The organism is Niveispirillum sp. KHB5.9, assembly GCF_048066115.1.
Taxonomy (GTDB): Bacteria; Pseudomonadota; Alphaproteobacteria; order Azospirillales; family Azospirillaceae; genus Niveispirillum.
In genome coordinates, this window is record NZ_JBLTYX010000004.1 from 312,239 (window position 1) to 329,423 (window position 17,185).

Annotated in this window: 16 protein-coding genes and 1 tRNA gene; 8 read left to right on the forward strand and 9 right to left on the reverse strand. The window is 66.3% G+C overall.

Annotated elements, in window-relative coordinates; translation table 11 throughout:
* Positions 1 to 12: 12 nt before the first annotated feature.
* Positions 13 to 927, reverse strand: coding sequence for a diacylglycerol/lipid kinase family protein (locus tag ACM9HJ_RS10340; RefSeq protein WP_416571633.1), 915 nt, complete (start codon positions 925 to 927; stop codon positions 13 to 15).
* Between the two features lie 197 nt (positions 928 to 1,124).
* Between ACM9HJ_RS10340 and ACM9HJ_RS10345 the strand changes: the two genes are divergently transcribed.
* Together ACM9HJ_RS10345 and ACM9HJ_RS10350 are read left to right on the forward strand one after the other, a co-directional pair.
* Positions 1,125 to 1,922, forward strand: a complete 798-nt coding sequence (locus ACM9HJ_RS10345; protein WP_416571634.1) for a UDP-2,3-diacylglucosamine diphosphatase — start codon at positions 1,125 to 1,127, stop codon at positions 1,920 to 1,922.
* The gene (locus ACM9HJ_RS10350) at positions 1,919 to 2,929 is read left to right on the forward strand and encodes a glycosyltransferase family 4 protein (RefSeq protein ID WP_416571635.1); all 1,011 of its coding nucleotides are present in this window, start codon (positions 1,919 to 1,921) and stop codon (positions 2,927 to 2,929) included. Before ACM9HJ_RS10345 ends, ACM9HJ_RS10350 begins: the two co-directional genes overlap by 4 nt.
* 171 nt (positions 2,930 to 3,100) lie before the next feature.
* On the opposite strand, the gene ACM9HJ_RS10355 is transcribed toward ACM9HJ_RS10350, so the two are convergent.
* The 4 genes from ACM9HJ_RS10355 to ACM9HJ_RS10370 all read right to left on the reverse strand — a co-directional run bounded on the left by ACM9HJ_RS10355 (position 3,101) and on the right by ACM9HJ_RS10370 (position 6,460).
* Positions 3,101 to 4,042: an FkbM family methyltransferase gene (locus ACM9HJ_RS10355; RefSeq protein ID WP_416571636.1), complete on the reverse strand. Its 942-nt coding sequence runs from the start codon at positions 4,040 to 4,042 to the stop codon at positions 3,101 to 3,103.
* 223 nt (positions 4,043 to 4,265) lie between these two features.
* Positions 4,266 to 5,558, reverse strand: a complete 1,293-nt coding sequence (gene murA / locus ACM9HJ_RS10360) for a UDP-N-acetylglucosamine 1-carboxyvinyltransferase (protein ID WP_416571637.1) — start codon at positions 5,556 to 5,558, stop codon at positions 4,266 to 4,268.
* Between the two features lie 77 nt (positions 5,559 to 5,635).
* Positions 5,636 to 6,190: a dCTP deaminase gene (dcd, locus tag ACM9HJ_RS10365; RefSeq protein ID WP_416571638.1), complete on the reverse strand. Its 555-nt coding sequence runs from the start codon at positions 6,188 to 6,190 to the stop codon at positions 5,636 to 5,638.
* An 84-nt stretch (positions 6,191 to 6,274) separates the two neighbouring features.
* Positions 6,275 to 6,460 (reverse strand): hypothetical protein, encoded by a 186-nt coding sequence (locus tag ACM9HJ_RS10370; protein WP_416571639.1) that lies wholly within the window; start codon positions 6,458 to 6,460, stop codon positions 6,275 to 6,277.
* A 174-nt stretch (positions 6,461 to 6,634) separates the two neighbouring features.
* On the opposite strand from ACM9HJ_RS10370, the gene ACM9HJ_RS10375 reads away from it, so the two are divergent.
* A tRNA-Thr gene (locus tag ACM9HJ_RS10375) sits at positions 6,635 to 6,710 on the forward strand.
* 186 nt (positions 6,711 to 6,896) lie between these two features.
* On the opposite strand, the gene ACM9HJ_RS10380 is transcribed toward ACM9HJ_RS10375, so the two are convergent.
* The gene (locus tag ACM9HJ_RS10380) at positions 6,897 to 7,259 is read right to left on the reverse strand and encodes a hypothetical protein (protein WP_416571640.1); all 363 of its coding nucleotides are present in this window, start codon (positions 7,257 to 7,259) and stop codon (positions 6,897 to 6,899) included.
* A 102-nt stretch (positions 7,260 to 7,361) separates the two neighbouring features.
* Here ACM9HJ_RS10380 and ACM9HJ_RS10385 point away from each other — a divergent pair, with 102 nt between their 5' ends.
* Positions 7,362 to 8,402: a tetratricopeptide repeat protein gene (locus tag ACM9HJ_RS10385; protein WP_416571641.1), complete on the forward strand. Its 1,041-nt coding sequence runs from the start codon at positions 7,362 to 7,364 to the stop codon at positions 8,400 to 8,402.
* Here the strand turns inward: ACM9HJ_RS10385 and ACM9HJ_RS10390 are convergent.
* On the reverse strand, positions 8,386 to 9,597 hold the full coding sequence (locus ACM9HJ_RS10390) for an O-antigen ligase family protein (RefSeq protein ID WP_416571642.1): 1,212 nt from the start codon (positions 9,595 to 9,597) through the stop codon (positions 8,386 to 8,388). The two genes, ACM9HJ_RS10385 and ACM9HJ_RS10390, sit on opposite strands and share 17 nt — an antisense overlap.
* Before the next feature lie 155 nt (positions 9,598 to 9,752).
* On the opposite strand from ACM9HJ_RS10390, the gene ACM9HJ_RS10395 reads away from it, so the two are divergent.
* From ACM9HJ_RS10395 to ACM9HJ_RS10405, 3 genes are all read left to right on the forward strand, one after another.
* Positions 9,753 to 10,622 carry a YgfZ/GcvT domain-containing protein gene (locus ACM9HJ_RS10395; RefSeq protein ID WP_416571643.1) on the forward strand — a complete coding sequence of 290 codons (870 nt, stop codon included), beginning with the start codon at positions 9,753 to 9,755 and terminating at the stop codon, positions 10,620 to 10,622.
* 67 nt (positions 10,623 to 10,689) lie between these two features.
* A complete protein-coding gene (locus ACM9HJ_RS10400) occupies positions 10,690 to 13,374 on the forward strand; it encodes a HAMP domain-containing protein (RefSeq protein WP_416571644.1) in 2,685 nt (894 codons plus the stop codon).
* 212 nt (positions 13,375 to 13,586) lie between these two features.
* Complete coding sequence (locus ACM9HJ_RS10405) at positions 13,587 to 14,096, forward strand: PRC-barrel domain-containing protein (protein ID WP_416571645.1); 510 nt, start codon at positions 13,587 to 13,589, stop codon at positions 14,094 to 14,096.
* A 167-nt stretch (positions 14,097 to 14,263) separates the two neighbouring features.
* On the opposite strand, the gene metF is transcribed toward ACM9HJ_RS10405, so the two are convergent.
* Both metF and ACM9HJ_RS10415 read right to left on the reverse strand, forming a co-directional pair.
* The gene (metF, locus tag ACM9HJ_RS10410; protein ID WP_416571646.1) at positions 14,264 to 15,199 is read right to left on the reverse strand and encodes a methylenetetrahydrofolate reductase; all 936 of its coding nucleotides are present in this window, start codon (positions 15,197 to 15,199) and stop codon (positions 14,264 to 14,266) included.
* A gap of 14 nt (positions 15,200 to 15,213) precedes the next feature.
* Entirely contained in the window at positions 15,214 to 16,179 is a 966-nt protein-coding gene (locus ACM9HJ_RS10415) for an ArsR/SmtB family transcription factor (RefSeq protein WP_416571647.1), read from the reverse strand.
* 325 nt (positions 16,180 to 16,504) lie between these two features.
* On the opposite strand from ACM9HJ_RS10415, the gene ACM9HJ_RS10420 reads away from it, so the two are divergent.
* The gene (locus ACM9HJ_RS10420; protein ID WP_416571648.1) at positions 16,505 to 17,176 is read left to right on the forward strand and encodes an MlaC/ttg2D family ABC transporter substrate-binding protein; all 672 of its coding nucleotides are present in this window, start codon (positions 16,505 to 16,507) and stop codon (positions 17,174 to 17,176) included.
* Positions 17,177 to 17,185 lie beyond the last annotated feature (9 nt).

Consider the following 17,185-nt stretch of genomic DNA (forward strand, 5'->3'; position numbering starts at 1 on the left):
GTGCCGCTGGCTTTACGCCCCGCCAACCACCCTCAGCTTCCCACTCCATATTGATATGTCGACGGGCAGGCGGGCGATGACATCCCCGTCGCCCTGCACCGGCTCCCCGTCCGGCCCCTCGATCCGGGCGGCGATGGCCGGCAGCACCAGCACATCCCGCCGCCCGCGCAGCAGGCCCAGCGTCATCGCACTGGCATAAGTCATGGCCGCCAGCCGGCCGGGCCTTGTGAACAGCACGGCGTGCAGCACCGGCTGTCCCAGCCGCACATCGGGGGCCAATACGAAAGTACCGGCATAGAAATGGCCCTTGCACAGGATGCAGCTGGCGGCCCGGTGCCGGCTGACCGTGCCGTCGGGTGCCGTCAGCGTCACCCTGTAATCCAGACCCGGATTGGCCAGGATCTGCTGCAGGCCGCCCAGGGCATAGGCACCCTTGCCGATGCGGCGCTTCAGCACCGGATCGATGTCGGCCACGACGCGGGCATCCAGGCCCGTTCCCGCCATCATCGTGAACAAGCGCCCATTGGCCAGCCCGGCATGCACCACCTGCGCCGGCGCCAGGGCCAGCCGTTCCCCGATTCGCCGCGCATCACCCATCGCCGACAATTCATGCGCCAGGACATTGGCCGTACCCAGCGGCACCATGCCCAGGGGGGGCGGTTCCGCCACCCCCGACGCCGCCATGCCGTTCACCACCTCATTGATGGTACCGTCCCCGCCAGCGGCCACGATCACGTCGGCCGTATCAGACCGCGCCAGATCGCGGGCGATGGATGTGGCATGCCCCGCCGCGTCGGTCGTGTGCAGCGAGACGACGGCGCCGGCCGCCGTGGCGGCGGCCATCACCTGCTCCACCAGTCCCGGCCGGCGCCGGCCGGCCACGGGATTGAAGATCACGGCGAGCCGCCGACCGAGCCCATGTGACATTTCCAAAACACCTCCATGACGGATACGTGAAATGGCGATGTAATAAAAGTGACCATGCCAAGAAGTTTCTGCGTATCGCGCCCCTTATCCATTAGATGACGCTGACACGATACCAGATGAAGCGGTATAGAACGCCGCGATCCGCTATGGCTAGTCTTTAATTCCAGGCGGACGATTGACGATTGGGTTGACCGGCGATGGGGGAACATATGCTGGGCGACGGGGACGTGCGGCGCTATCGCGCCATCTGGTTGTCTGACATCCATCTGGGGACGCGTGGATGCCAGGCCGACATGCTTCTGGATTTCCTGAAACATACCGAATCCGACGTGCTCTATCTGGTGGGGGACATCGTCGATGGCTGGCGGCTGAAGAAGGGCTGGTACTGGCCCCAGGCGCATAACGACGTGGTGCAGAAGATCCTGCGCCGGGCCCGCAAGGGGGCGTCGGTCTTCCTGATCCCGGGCAACCATGACGAAGCGTTCCGGGATTATATCGGGCTGCAATTCGGCGGCGTGACGATCCTGGAGGACACGATCCACACGGCCGCCGACGGCAAGCGTTATCTGGTCATCCATGGCGACCAGTTCGACGCCGTCGTGCGCTACGCCAAGTGGTTGGCCTTCGTGGGCGACACCGCCTACACCTTCCTGCTCTGGCTGAACACGGTGTTGAACAAGGTCAGGCGGAAACTGGGTTTCCCCTACTGGTCCTTGTCCGCCTACCTCAAGCACAAGACCAAGAAGGCCGTCGAATTCATCGGCGATTACGAGACGGCGCTGACCGACGAGGCGCGGCGGCGCCAAGTGGACGGCGTCATCTGCGGCCATATCCACCATGCCGAAATGCGCGACATGGACGGCGTGCTTTACATAAATGACGGGGACTGGGTCGAATCATGCACCGCATTGGTCGAGCACGAGGACGGTCGGCTGGAGATCCTGCGCTGGGCGGATATTGTCGCCGCCCGGACGGCGCTGAAGGCGGCGGCGTGAAGCTGCTGATCGTCACGGATGCATGGCATCCGCAGGTCAACGGCGTCGTGCGCACCCTGACGACGACGCGGACCGAACTGGAACGGCTGGGCCACAAGGTGGAGGTGATCTCCCCCGACCGGTTCCGCACCGTCCCCATGCCCACATATCCGGAAATCCGCCTGGCCCTGGCGCCCGGCCGGCGGGTACGGCAACTGATCGACGAAGCCAATCCGGACGCCATTCATATCGCCACCGAAGGCCCGCTGGGCTTCGCGGCCCGGCGTTACTGCCTGAAGCGCAAGCTGCCCTTCACCACGGCCTATCACACGCGGTTCCCGGAATATGTGCGCGACCGGGCGCCGGTGCCGCTGTCCCTGTCCTATGCCTTCGTGCGCCGGTTCCATTCGCCGGCCCATTCGGTGATGGTGGCCACCGCCAGCATCGAGGCCGACCTGGAAAGGCGCGGCTTCACCAATATCCGCCGCTGGTCGCGCGGCGTGGATACGGAGCTGTTCCGGCCGCGTGACAAGGGCCTGTTCGACCATCTGCCCCGGCCGGTGTTCATCTCCGTCGGCCGCGTGGCGGTGGAAAAGAATATCGAGGCGTTCCTGAGCCTGGATCTGCCCGGCAGCAAAGTGGTGGTGGGTGACGGTCCGCAGCGGGCGGAATTGCAGGCCAGGTATCCTGGCGCCACCTTCGTGGGCGCCAAGCATGGGGAGGAACTGGCCCGACACTATGCCGCCGCCGACGTGTTCGTCTTCCCCTCGCGCACCGACACGTTCGGGCTGGTGCTGCTGGAGGCGCTGGCATCGGGCCTGCCCGTGGCGGCCTATCCTGTGCCCGGCCCCCTGGACGTGATCGCCGACAGTCCGGCCGGCGTGCTGCACCAGGACCTGCGCGAGGCCTGTCTGAAGGCGGTGGGTATCGACCCCACCACCTGCCGCGACCATGCCCTGACCTTCTCCTGGCAATCCTGCGCGCAGCAGTTCCTGGCCAACCTGCGGCCGTTCAAGGACGTGGCGTAATATCATCGGTCATAGCTATGACCGATGATACGGTGGCGACCGCCGCCGCGCCGCTCGTGCGGCGTAAGCCAAGCCAAGCCAACGGATGTTGGCGCCGGCGCCTGAGGTGCTGAAAATCTTGACCATCGGTCAATATTTTCAGCCGCTGGTATAAGTTGACAAGATCGCGGATCAGCCGGCGATGAACCGGCTGTTCCGGCAGGAGAGGATGCCGTCATTGATATAAAAGCGGCCGAATTCCGCATCGAACTCGCGTTCGCCGGCATAGAAACGGTCGATGATCCAGCCATTTTGTTCCAGCAGGGGCCGCAACCGGTCCTCGATATCGCGGGCATGGGTGCCGATATGCATCCGCTTCACCTGGCGGCTGACCGGGTCGATCGCGGCTTCGATGGCCCGTAACTCCGCCCCCTGGATGTCGATCGTCATGAAATCCACGACACCACCTTGCCCCACCGCCTCGCGCAGCACGTCGGACAGCGGCACGACCTTGATGATCAGGTAGGGGAGCGCAACCCCGTCGACCTGCAGAAGATGTTCGCCGGCCTCGTAGTACTTCTTCAATATGTCGCCGGGAATCTGCTGAATAGCGGTGCTGTAATCGGTACTTTTACGCAGTTCCATGATTTCATAGGAAACGGCGTCCGAAACCCCGGTATGCAGAAGCAGGCGCTGCTCCGCTGTCACGCCGTTCAGGTCCAGATGGCTTTGCAGCCATTGGAACTGCATCCCCTGCATCTCGACACCGCAGAAGAAACGGCTGCCGATGCGCGGGCCACGGAACCGGTCTAGCGCCTTGGCCGCATTGGCCAGCCAGCGGCCATAGCCGGCGCCCAACTCGATCATCACGAAATGGTCCTTGGCCTCGGCAATGGCCGTCAGCAGGTCGATCCATTCATAATAATCTTCTGACAGCGGCTCCGGCAGATGCGGGTTCCCCGCGGATCGGCGGAACGGAACCGCACCACTGGTCAGCATGCCGGGAAGCCGTTCCATGACCAGCGGCTTGTCATAATCCAGGCTCGTGCGGACACCGACATTGTTCACATGGAATCCCTCCTCGTCATGGGGGATCTGCATGTCGAACCGCTCAAAAATCGGATGCTCCCGCACGGTAGCCGCTCCTCAAGGACTTGTCGCAGCAGAAGGTAGCATCGGGAAGGGGGCGGCAGCCACCATCCCCTTATACCAATTCCCGATGAGTTGGGCTCATCGGGAATTGGTTCGGCGGCGACTGCCGCCGCGCGCCTCGTGGCGCGTAGCCAAGCCGCCGGATGGCGGCGCCGGCGACTGAGGCCGGTGATCGGTTACGATCACCGGGACATGGTATTACGCCTCAATCCTCTTCCTTCACCCGCTCCATATCGGCACCACAGGCGGCCAGCTTGGCCTCCACCCGCTCATACCCGCGATCCAGGTGGTAGATGCGGCTGACGGTCGTCTCACCCTGGGCGGCCAAGCCGGCCAGGACAAGGGAGACCGACGCGCGCAGGTCGGTGGCCATGACCGGCGCACCCGTCAGCTTGGGCACACCGCGCACCAGGGCGGACGAGCCGTGGACATTGATGTTGGCGCCCATGCGGGTCAGTTCCGGCACATGCATGAAGCGATTCTCGAAGATCGTTTCGGTGATCATCGAGGCACCCTTGGCCACGCACATCAGAGCCATCATCTGCGCCTGCAGGTCGGTGGGGAATCCCGGGAACGGTTCGGTCATCACATCCACGCCCACCAGTTCGCCCTGGGTGGCCGCGACCAGCAGACCGTTGGCCGTCTCCGTCACCTTGACATTCGCGCCGGCCAGCGTCTTGGCGACCGATTTCAGGTCATCCATGCGGGCACCCAGCAGCTCCAGCTCGCCGCCGGTGATGGCGGCGGCCATGGCGAAGGTGCCGGCCTCGATCCGGTCAGGCAGGACGGAGTAGGTGGCGCCGTGCAGCCGGTCCTTGCCCTTGATCACCAGGCGGTCGGACCCGATCCCCTCGATCTCCGCGCCCATGGCGATCAGGCAGCGGGCCAGGTCGGCGATCTCCGGCTCGCGCGCGGCGTTCATCAGGACGGTTTCGCCCTTGGCCAGGGTGGCGGCCATCATCAGGTTTTCGGTGGCGCCCACCGACACCTGCGGGAAGACGAATTCCGCACCGACCAGCCCGCCTTCCGGCGCCTTGGCCAGAATATAACCACCCTCGATCTCGATCTGCGCACCCATGGCCTGCAGGCCCTTGATATGCAGATCGACGGGGCGGGTACCGATGGCACAGCCGCCGGGCAGGCTTACCTTGGCCTGACCGAACCGGGCCACCAGCGGACCCAGCACCAGCACGCTGGCGCGCATCTTGCGCACCAGGTCATAGGGGGCGGTTGTGTTGAAGATGTCGTTGGCGAACAGCTCCACCGACCGGCCGCTGGACCCGAACGCGTCACGACCATCGATATGCACCTCCACCCCGTGCTGGGCCAGCAAACGGTTCATGGTGGTGATGTCGGCCAGCAGCGGCAGATTGGTCAGAACCAGCTTCTCGTCCGTCAGAAGGCATGCCGCCTGCAATGGCAGGGCCGCGTTCTTGGCGCCGGAAATGGTGATCTGGCCCTTCAGCGGGTTACCGCCGCGGATGCGAAGCTTGTCCATGGATGGTTACGATCTGTCTGGGGTCTTGGAGCGGCCCGGACCATGGGCCGCGATGATGGCGGATCAGAGGCGGGTGACTAGATCCGTGCGAGCGTCACGCCGCGCTGCTTCATGTATTTGCCGGCACGGTCGGCGTAGCTGACCTCGCACGGGCTGGCACCCTGGAAGAACAGGAACTGGCACAGGCCCTCGTTCGCATACACCTTGGCCGGCAGCGGCGTGGTGTTGGAAATCTCCAGCGTCACATGGCCTTCCCATTCCGGTTCCAGCGGCGTGACATTGACGATCAGGCCGCAGCGGGCATAGGTGGACTTGCCCAGGCAGACGACCAGCACATCGCGCGGGATGCGGAAATATTCCACCGTGCGGGCCAGGACGAAGCTGTTGGGCGGGATGACGCAGACATCCACCGTGCGATCCACAAAGCTGGTCTCGTCGAACTTCTTGGGATCGACGACGGCATTGTCGACATTGGTGAAGATCTTGAATTCCGGCGCGACGCGGGCGTCATAGCCGTAGGAGGAGAGGCCGTAGGAGATCACGCCCTCGCGCTTCTGCGCCTCCACGAACGGCTCGATCATGCCGTGCTTGGTCGCCTGTTCCCGTATCCAGCTGTCGGGCATGATCGGCATGTCGGTCCCCCACTCGTCCCCAAATATCAGCGCCGCGCACATGCGGCGACGCGCAAGACCTTGTAGCCCAGCCGTCGGGCCCACTCAAGCCGTGGTATCGGGCACCTGTCCTTCGGTGGTGGCCCCCGTGGGGTCGATGCCCAGGGCCTTCTCCATCGCCTCCTGTGCGTCGCGCGCCCGGTCCTGGTCCTTGCGGCGGCGCAGATTATCGCGCAGCGCCTGGGCCAGACGGTCCTTGCGTTCATCCTTCTTCGGCGGGCTCTGGGTCATGGTGGCGGATCCGATGCGCTGAAACAGGCGGAATTCCTGGACTTTTCGCAGGCGCACGTCAAGCATGCGGAAAAAATCGACGGGCCCGGGCTTTTTTTGCTTGCGGGGGCGGGGCTGAAGTGGCACATAGCCGCCCACCGCGGCGGCAACGTCGTCGGTGACCCGGATGAAGGCGCTGCCGTAGCTCAGTCGGTAGAGCGCGTCCTTGGTAAGGACGAGGTCGTTGGTTCGATTCCAATCGGCAGCACCATCCCCGGATAAAACAAAACCCGCCCGTCTTCAATGACGCGGCGGGTTTTGTTTTATCCGGGTTCGGCTGCAACCCGTAGGTCAGGTCGAGCGAAGCGAGCCCTGACAAGCGACGGTGCCAGTAAGATGTCAGGGCTCGGGCTTCCGCCCTCGACCTGACCTACGGCACCCACGCCTGCCATCACCCTCAGTGATCCGACCCCTGCAGGATCTGGCGGCGCATGCCCGTCTCATACTCCAGCCCCTCGCGCGTCAGCGTCACCGACAGGGGGAAGCTGCCCACGATCAGGCCCTTGCGTTCCAGCGCCGTCCAAGGCGCCGGGTTGCGCAGGCCGGTGGCGTCCTGGGCATAGACCAGCCAGGGGCCCAGATGGAAATGGTTGCCATGGCTGGTAAAGGGCAATTCCAGCACCTCGATGCCGCCATCGCCGGCGGGGCGGGTGATATCCTCGAACTCGGCCAGCGCCTGGAACAGGGTCAGGGTCTTCAACTGCAAGGGGTTCAGGTTCAGCGGGTTCTTCTTGGCGGCCATCAGGCGCACTCCGGTCATGGAATATTGCCGGCAGGTTGAAGCCCGTTTGACAGGCATCGTCAAGCACGCCCTTGTCCGCTATGAAGAGGTGGCACCCCTTTCGATGGATGTCCCGCCCGCATGAAGCCGTCCTTCCGCCCCGCCGCCCTGGCCCTTTCCCTGGCCCTGCTCGCCGCCCCGCCGGCCCTGGCCGATATCCAGGCGGGGCGCATCGCCTATTCGGCGGGCGACTATGCCACCGCCTTCAAGGAATTCAGCGCGGCGGCCGATGCGGGTGACAGTTCCGGCCAGTATCTGGCGGGCGAGATGCTGATGCAGGGACGCGGCACGGCCAAGGATGTGCGCCGGGGCATGACCCTGCTGGAAGCATCGGCGCGCGGCGGTCATGTGGGCGCACAGAGTATGGTCGGGGCGCTGCACGCCTTCGGCCAGGATACGCCGGCCGATTATGCCAAGGCCTTGTCCTTCCTGCGCCCGGCGGCGGAAGCCGGCGACATGCATGCCCAGAACAACCTGGCGGCATTGCTGTATTTCGGGCTGGGCACCAAACAGGATGTGGTCGACGCCCTGTCCTGGGCCAAGCGTGCCTCGGCCAAGCGGCTGGTCGCCGCCATCAAACTGGAAAAAGAGATCGAATCGCAGACCACGCCGGACCAGATCAAGGCGGCGACGGCCCGGGCGGGCCAGCCGCTGGCCGCCCCCAGCCCGGTCGTGGCGGCACAGGCGGCCCCCGCCCCCGTCACGGCGGCAGCCCCCGTGGCCAAGCCCCAGGCCGCACCGGCACCCAAGCCGGCGGCACCCGCCAACGCCATACCGGTTGCCCGCCCCGCGCCCGCACCACAGCCGGAAGCAGCACCGGCCCCCGTGGCGTCGCCGGCCACCGTTCAGGCACCCACGCCCGCCCCGGCCGGCGGCTGGGTGATCCAGGTCGGCTCCCTGCCCTCGCGGGAGGAGGCGGAGAAGCATTGGAAAGGTATCGCCGCCAAACAGGCCGGCCTTGTCGCCGGCCGGCAGCCGTCGCTGGTGCAGGCGGACCTGGGCACCAAAGGCATCTATACCCGTGTCTTCCTGACCGGATTTGCCGCCCAGGCCGATGCCGCCGCCCTGTGCGCGAAGCTGAAAGCGGCGGGCACCGACTGTCTGGTCAAGAAGGGGCCCTGATCCGGCCGGCCAGCACTGTCAGGGCACCGGCAAACAGCATTCCGCAGATCAGCCAGCCTTGCCATGCCCCATAGGCGAAGCATTGGATGAAGATGGCGGCCCCGAACAGGGCGATGGCCATGGGCCGGATACTGTCCTCCAGCCGCGTCAGCCGGTAGAGCCCCACCAGCAGCAGGGCGGCCGCCAACACCGCCCCCACCCAGCCCAGTTCCAGGCGCACCTGCAGGAACAAATTATGCGGATGTACGGGCAGCATCCGCAGGCCCGTGCCGGGGAATGACCCGTCACCGCCCGGCACGGCCCGCGACGCCTCCAGCCCATAGCCGATCCAGGGATGATCACCCAGGCGGCTCGCCACGAAATCCCAGGTCATGATGCGGTGGCGGAAACTGTAGGGCAGGAAGGAAAGCTTGGAGAGGCCTACCGCCTCCATCCAGTGCGCCACCGGCCCGCAAAGGGCGAATCCGGCAACGATCCCCGTGGCCACCAGCCCTGCCGCCGCCCGCCAGCTGACCACCCCGACGCCCAGCAGCACCAGCAGGCCCAGCAAGGCGGCCACCGCCGACTGGCTGGTGCTGTCCAGTGCCATCAGCACGGGCAGGAACAGCGCCACGCCCGCCGGCACCCGCCGGCCCAGCCGCCAGAGCAGCAGCGCCACCGGCCCCGCCAGCAGGGCCAGCAGCACGGCCGCCCGGTTGATATCGCGCTCATAATCGACGGGGGATTTCTCCGGCGGGGCAGCCAGGTGCTGGATGGGCTGGTCGGCCAGCAGTTCCACGGCGAAGATCACCACGCCGACAGCCACCGCCGGCAGCAGCCAGCGGGCGATGCGCCGCGCCAGGGGGTCCGGGGCGGTGCCCAGCAGGACCAGCAGCAGCAGCGCCGGCAGCCAGAGATAAAGAAAGCTGAAATAGGAGATCGCAGCCTTGTTGCCGCCCGCCGTCCAACCCAGGCTGAGCCCGGCCCAGCCCAGGAAAAGACCCAGCGCCAGCAGCAGGGACCGGTCAGGCAATGGCAGCCGGTGACGGCGCCAGAGCACGGTGCCGACCGACAGGACCGCCAGCGCCGCCACGCCGGGCGCGATCCCCAGCGGGACCAGCGGCACCAGCACCGCCAGGATCAGAATTCCAAGAAAGCAGAAGAATGAAGTGAAGGCGGGGCCGAACCCGTCCCCTTCCCCGTTCAACGCGGACATCTGCGCCGTCCTTGCCCAAAGATACCAGCGCCCCTCACCTCCCTGCATAAACCCTTCCCATGGAAATAGCGAAGCGTAATCCGCTCTACGAAACGCCGTGCCTATGCCTATATGTAAGCAACCCTGCCCAACCGTTCCCGGAACGAACGACCATCATGGCCGACCTGCCGCTGATCCATCTACCCGACCGCGCCCTGATCGCCGTTACCGGCGAGGATCGGGTGGCTTTCCTGCAGGGGCTGATCACCAATGACGTGACCAGGCTTGACGGCCGTGCCGTCTGGTCGGCGCTGCTGACGGCGCAGGGCAAATATCTGCATGATTTCATCGTGCTGGCCGATGGCGACAGGCTGCTGCTGGATGTGGAGGCGGCGCGGCGCGACGACCTGCTGCGTCGGCTGCGCATGTTCAGGCTGCGGGCCAAGGTGGAACTGGCCGATCTGACGGGCCAGCTTGGCATCTTCGCGCGGCTGGACACCGACGCGGCGGAGCGCGGCACGGTGACGCCCGTGCCCGGCGGCTGGCAGATCGTGGACCCGCGCCATGCCGGGCTGGGCCATCGCCTCATCCTGCCTACCGATACGCCGGCCGGTGGCGATATCGCCGACTGGGACCGTGCACGCATCGCCCTGGGCATCCCCGATGGCAGCCGCGACCTGCTGCCGGAGAAGTCGATCCTGCTGGATAACGGCTTTGACGAGCTGGGGGGCGTTGCCTGGGACAAGGGTTGCTATGTCGGCCAGGAACTGACGGCCCGCACCAAATATCGCGGGCTGGTGAAGAAGCGGCTGGTGCCCGTGCAGGTCGACGGCCCCCTGCCCGATGCCGGGTCCATCGTCACGCGTGAGGGCGCGGATGTGGGGGAGATTCGCGCCGGCCGGGGTGATCTGGCCCTGGCCCTGATCCGGCTGGATGCGCTGGCGGCGGGGGGCACCCTGGCCTGTGGCCCGGCATTGCTGACGCCACAGCCGCCTTCCTGGATCAATCTGCCCCGCACGGAAGGCGATATGCCAACGAATGGATGAAGTTGGCACAAGAATTGGTTAGTCTCTGCCGCGAATGACCCAATATGAAGCGCGCGGGGGAGGCAACATGGAGCGGGGCACGGGATCGCGGCTATCGTCGCTGCGGAACCTCAGCACCGCCACGGCCCTGGGCGCCACCTTGCTGATCGGCGGTCTGGCCGCCGGTGCCACCTTCCAGATGGCGCAGTTCCAGGTGCAGTCCGGCAGCATGGAAGTGCCCGGCGACCAGCTGGCCAAGACCCGCCTGCTCACCGATTTCCAGGACCGCATGGGCCATGGCGGCTTCCTGTCGGCCCTGGCGCAGTTCGCGGAGACCGGCAATGCCGAGGCGCGGGCGGAAATGCGCACCAGCCTGGAAGCCGCCGACCAGGCGTTGCGGGGGCTGCAGGGCAAGCGCCTGACCCCGCAGGAAGTGGAACTGGCCGCCGACCTGAAGCGCCTGCTGGACGGAGCGCGCCGCGCCCTGGAATCGGCCAATACCGGCCCGGCCGCCTTGGGCCAGACCACACCGGTCATGCTGCTGACCCGCTATGCCGCCCTGTCCGACCGCATTGATGAGCGTGGGCGCGGACAGCATGCGGTGGAACTGGCGCGGCTGGAGGATGTGGCGACGCGCGGCCTGTGGCTGGGCGGGGCCGCCGTGCTGGTGCTGGTCGCCACCCTGTTCGCTTTCCTGTCACTGATCGGGGCCCGCGTTCTGCGGCCGCTGCGCGAACTAACGGGGGCCGTCAATGGCGTGGCGCGCGGCGACTGGCGCGCACCGGTCTGGGGCGCGGAACGGGAGGACGAATTCGGCGATCTGGCCCGCGCCGTCGACGGGTTCCGCAAACATGCAGCCGAGATTCCCGATATCTCCGTCGCGACTGAAGACGGGCGCCTGCGCCTGAAGTTCGAGGGTGAGTATGCCGACCTGTTCGAGGCGCTGACCGCGCGGCTGCGCGGGGCCGGCGGGTCGCTGGCCATGCTGGGCAATGATGTCAGCCGCATTGTTGGCGACACCAGGCAGCAGCTGAACGAGACGCTGGGCCAGGTGAACCAGCTCTGCTCCGCCGCCGTGCGCACCGTGACCGAAAGCAACCGCGAGATCCGGCAGGCGACGGAGATGTTGGGCCATGCCGTGGCCCAGGTCCGTGCCTTCGATGCCAGCGAGGATCATGCCGGCCTGGACGATGTGATCGCAGCATTGCGTTCAAATGCCGACCTGCTGGCCGATACGGCGGCCAATACCGGTGCCAAGGTCGTGGAGACCCTGGACAGCCTGACGGAAAGCGACAGCGACATCCGCCATGCCAGTGTCGAGGCGCGCGACGCCGCCAAGGCGCTGTCAGCCTCCATGGACGAGGCGCAGCAAGGCCTGTTCTCGGCGGTGAAGCTGCTGCGTGCCTCGGGCGACCTGCTGGCCAATACCGTGGATCAGACCGGATCGCGCATCACGCGGGCCGCCGACGCCATGGAAGAGGGCGAGAAGGCCCTGGTCGCCACGCTGGGCGGCGTCACCAACCGCTTCGACGAGGCGACGGAACGGGCATCGGCCCGGCTGGAGGATGCGGGCCTGCAGGTATCGCGCGCCGCCGACCTGCTGGACGACCGGTCATCGGAAATCAGCTACAAGCTGGAAACGGCGCTGGACAGCATGAACCATGCCCGCAGCGCCATGCAGCAATCGGCGGAGATCGCCGAGGACATGACGCGCGGTAAGCTGGAACCGCTGGCCGAACAGTTCGGCGATATCCAGTTCCGCTTCTCCACATTGATGGCCGATGTCTCCGATCGGGCCGATAGCATGGCCGACGCCGTCGATGCCCTGCGCCTGACCAGCGACGGGCTGCGCCAGGAGTTCGAGCGCCGGCGCGTGGAACCCGGCCAGCATGAGGCCATCGCCGACCTTCTGGCCCGTCTGCGCGGCAGCGCCGCCCAGGTCGGCGACCGGGTGAAGGAGATCGGGGAAACGGCGGGCCGGCTGGCACAGAGCCTGACCGGCGGCGTGGACGATGCCACGGCACGCCTGCGCGACCTGACCGGCGACCTGCGGGCGGAAACCAAGGCCCTGTCGTCGGAAGCGCATATCGCCACCACCACCCTGTCGCGCACCGTGGGGCAGCAGGAACGCCTGCTGGCCGACATGCGCGAGGTGGCCGGCGAACTGGATGCACAGCGCGACCGGGACAACACGCCCCAGGCGCTGATCGACCTGACCGGCGGCCTGCGCGCCGCCATCGATGCCGTCCATGCGCTGGTGGCCAGCGCCGACAACCGGGAAAAGGTGGCCATCGATCAGGCATTCGGTCTGGTCGACAAGCTGCAGCAGCGTATCTTGAATGTGGAGGGCATGGCCGGTGGCCTTGCCGCCGCCACCGACGCGCTGCATGCCCTGGCAGCATCCGACAATGCCGGACGGGAGCGGGAGAATGCCGATCTGCTTTCCATCGCCACCGCACTGAAGGCCCGCCTGGACGGTATCGACCGGCTGGGCGACCGGCTGGACAGCACCACCGACAGCGTGCGCGCCGTGCTGGAGGAAACCAGAGGACGCGAGCGCAGCGACCTGTCCATCGTATCGGAACTGACCCAGAACCTGCGCGAACGCGTGCTGCGCCTGGACGGATTGTCGGTGGACCTGTCGCGGGCCATCGACATGCTGCGGTCATCCTCCCGCCAGAACGAGAATGCCAGCGCCGTCGCCGCCCGCGACCTGGGCACCCGTCTGGCCCAGATCGCCGACCAGCTGCGCGGTGCCGCCGGCGGGGCCTGATTTCTAACAGCCTTTGATGCCGCTGCAGGCCGGCGACTGCCGGCCCGCCGCACGTGCGGCGTAAGCCAAGCCGACGGATGTCGGCGCCCGGCGCCTGAGGGCGCAAATACTTACAAGGTCACAGAACAATTGCCTTTCCCTGCCGTTGATCCGGTATGGGTGCGGGGGCAATCCCGCCGCCCCTACCGTCAACAGAGGGAAGGAACAGGACCATGCGCACACGATTGATCGGTGCCGCGACGGTTACAGCCCTGCTGCTGGGTACCGGCGCCTTTGCCCAGACGGTGCCCCCGGGCACCGCCGAACCCGCACCGCCCGTTCCGGGTACGGTCGAGCCCGGCCGCATCGGCCAGAATCCGGACGTGCTGCCGGAACGGGAGACCGCACCGGAGATTCTGGCCGCCCCGCGTCCAGGCATCGACCGCACGTCCGCTGAACGGCTTCTGGGCCGCACGGCCGTGGGTGCCGATGGCGAGAAGCTGGGCGAGGTCGAGGACGTGATCCTCAATGCCAGCAGCGGCGATGCGGAAGCCCTGATCATCTCGTCGGGCGGCTTCATGGGCCTGGGCGAGAAGAATGTCGCTGTCGATATCAGCGATGCCGACCTTCTGGCCGGGGGCGACAGTGTGAAGGTGCGTAACCTGACCACGGCCCAGTTGGACCAGATGGCCGAATATGAATATGGCAAGGACACGCGGTCCCTGATCCGCACGGAGCGGTAAATGACGCCTCGGCGTCAGCCCTGACCACTCCGATGTCCCTGCCACTGCCCCCGGCCCAAACCCCTCCTGGGCCGGGGGCTTTTTATTGTGTTTTTTTATTGTTCCCTCAGGCGCCGGGCGTGCGGCGGGCCGGCAGTCGCCGGCCTGGAAAAGACGGGAACGGGAAATCAGCCCTTGGCCGCCCGCACACCCAGCATGTGGCAGATGGCCACCGTCAGGTCGGCGCGGTTCATGGTGTAGAAGTGGAACTGCTTCACGCCATGCTTTTCGAGATAGCGGCACTGTTCCACCGCCACCGTCGCCGCCACCAGGTGACGGGTCTCCGGCGCCTCGTCCAGGCCGGCGAACAGGTCGCGCATCCAGGTGGGGATGGCGGTATTGCACTTCTCCCCCATTTCCGCCGCCCGCGTGAAATTCACGATGGGCAGGATGCCGGGCACCATGGGCACATCGATGCCCGCCGCCGCCGCCTTGTCGCGGAAGCGCAGGAACGCATCGACATCGAAGAAAAACTGGCTGATAGCGCGGTTGGCACCAGCATCGACCTTGCGCTTCAGATTGTCCAGATCCACCTGGGCGCTGGGCGCTTCGGGATGCACCTCCGGAAAGCAGGCGACGGAGATGTCAAAATCGCCGATGCGCTTCAGCCCGGCCACCAGATCGGCGGCATAGGCATAGCCGCCAGGGTGCGGTTCATAGCCACGCCCGCCCAGACCGCCGGTACCATCGGCACGCGGCGGCGGGTCACCGCGCAGGGCCACGATATGGCGGATGCCGGCATCCCAATATTCCCGCGCGATATCGTCGATCTCTTCCTTCGTCGCGGCCACGCAGGTCAGGTGGGCAGCGGCGGGGATGCCCGTCTCCGCCTGGATGGCGGTCACGGTGGAATGGGTACGTTCGCGCGTGGAACCACCGGCGCCATAGGTGACCGACATGAAGGTGGGGTTCAACGGCGCCAGCCGGCGGATGGAAGCCCACAGGTTCTCATGCATCTTCTCCGTCTTGGGCGGGAAGAATTCGAAGCTGACGGTCAGGCCGCCCGGTGCGGTGATCAACGGGGCGGGGCTGGCGGCGGCGTCCATCAGGTCGCTCAGGCTCATGGGGAAAACTTCCTTCAGGCGGCGGCCAGCGGACGAGGCCGCGTGGCGGGGGCATCGGTGCGGGTGGCGCGCCAGATGCAGACGGTCAGGGGGTCGCCCGGCAGGGTGACGGCGGGTTCGGGCGTCATGCCGGCACGGCGCAGCCAGCCGGCCACCTCCTCCTCCGTGAAGCCCAGCCGACGATGAGCATGCTGTTCGCGCAGATATTCAAGGTCATGGCGGGCGAAATCGACCACCAGCATGACCCCGCCCGGACGCAACACACGCGCCGCCTCCGCGATCGCATCCGTCGGCTCCTCCGCGTAATGCAGCACCTGGTGGAAGATCACCGCATCCTGGCTCTGGCCGGGCAGCGCCAGCTGGTACATGTCGCCCAGCCGAACCTGGCAATGGCGAAGCCCCGCCTGTTCCAGGTTGACGCGCGCCACGGCCAGCATCTCGCGCGAGGCATCCAGGCCCAGGCCACGGGCGATGCGATCCCCGAACAGTTCCAGCATGCGGCCGGTGCCGGTACCCACATCCAGCAGATCGTCCACGCCCGTCTGGGGCAGCAGCGACAGCAATGCCGCCTCCACCTCCCGCTCGGGCACATGCAGGCCGCGCATCTCGTGCCAGCGGGCGGCATTCTCACTGAAATAGCGGCCGGCGGCTTCGCGGCGGCCCTGCTTGATCAGGTCCAGCCGCTCCAGGTCAAGGCCCAGCCCCTGGTCGTCACCGGGAATGGCATCGACCAGGGTCCGCGCCAGTTCCGCCACCGGCCCGCGTTCCGCCAGCCGGTAATAGGCCCAGATGCCCTCGCGGAACCGCTCCAGCAGCCCCGCCTCGCACAGCAGTTTCAGGTGACGCGACACGCGCGGCTGGCTTTGCCCCAGGATCTGGGTAAGCTCGGTGACGGACAGTTCGCCATGGGCGCAGAGCGACAAAAGCCGCAACCGCGTCGGTTCCGCCGCCGCCTTCAGCGCATTCAACAGGAATTCCATGCGATCCGACCCACACAACGTTCAAATCAATATATAAAGATATATTTATGTCTTCGCAAGTGTGTGTTTGTGTTCCATCAGGCGCCGGGCCGGCGGTCGCCGGCCGGTAGGGACTGCCCGCCGCGCATCCGCCCCGCGTCGAAGGCGGTTCACAATCATAATGCCATCGCGATATGGCTTTTAAGCCGCAGATCGGACGCAATTGCCGTCTATCCATGAGCATGACAAATGGTTAATGCCATGGATGACCGGACGTGACGCGCGTCACTGCCGGCGGCCCGGCCGCCGGGAAAGATGACGCCCAAGACCATAAGGAATGGATGACGTGACCAAGCAGACCCCCCATCGTCGTTCGCCGCTGGCCGGCACCGCCCTGCTGATGCTGGCAGGTGTGGCCGCGATCGCCGCGCCGACGCTGGCGCCGGCCACCGCGTTGGCGCAGAACGTCAAGGGCCCGCAAGCCGCCGCCGGCTTCGTGCAGTCGCTGGGCGACAAGGCCATCGCCACCCTGGCCGACCCCAAGGTGTCCAAGGATCAGGCCAAGGCCGTGTTCCGCGACCTGCTGAACCAGAATTTCGACATCAACACCATCAGCCGCTTCGTGCTGGGCAAATATTGGAACGTCGCCAGCGACGCCCAGAAGAAGGAATACCAGACCCTGTTCGAGCAGATGATCGTCGAGGTCTATGCCGAACGCTTCAGCCAATATGCGGGTGAGAAGTTCAAGGTCGGCAGCGGCCAGGCATCGGGTGAGAACGATGCCATCGTCGCCTCGCAGGTACTGCGTCCCGGCGGTCAGCCGCCGGTCAACGTCTCCTGGCGCGTGCGCTCCAAGGATGGCAGCTACAAGATCATCGACGTGATCGTGGAGAACGTGTCGATGAGCGTGACCCAGCGTTCGGAGTTCGCCAGCCTGATCGAAAGCAATGGCGGCCGGTTCGAAGCCCTGCTGAACGCCCTGCGCGAGCGCACCCAGGCGCCGCAGGCGACGCAGTAAGCCAAAGAC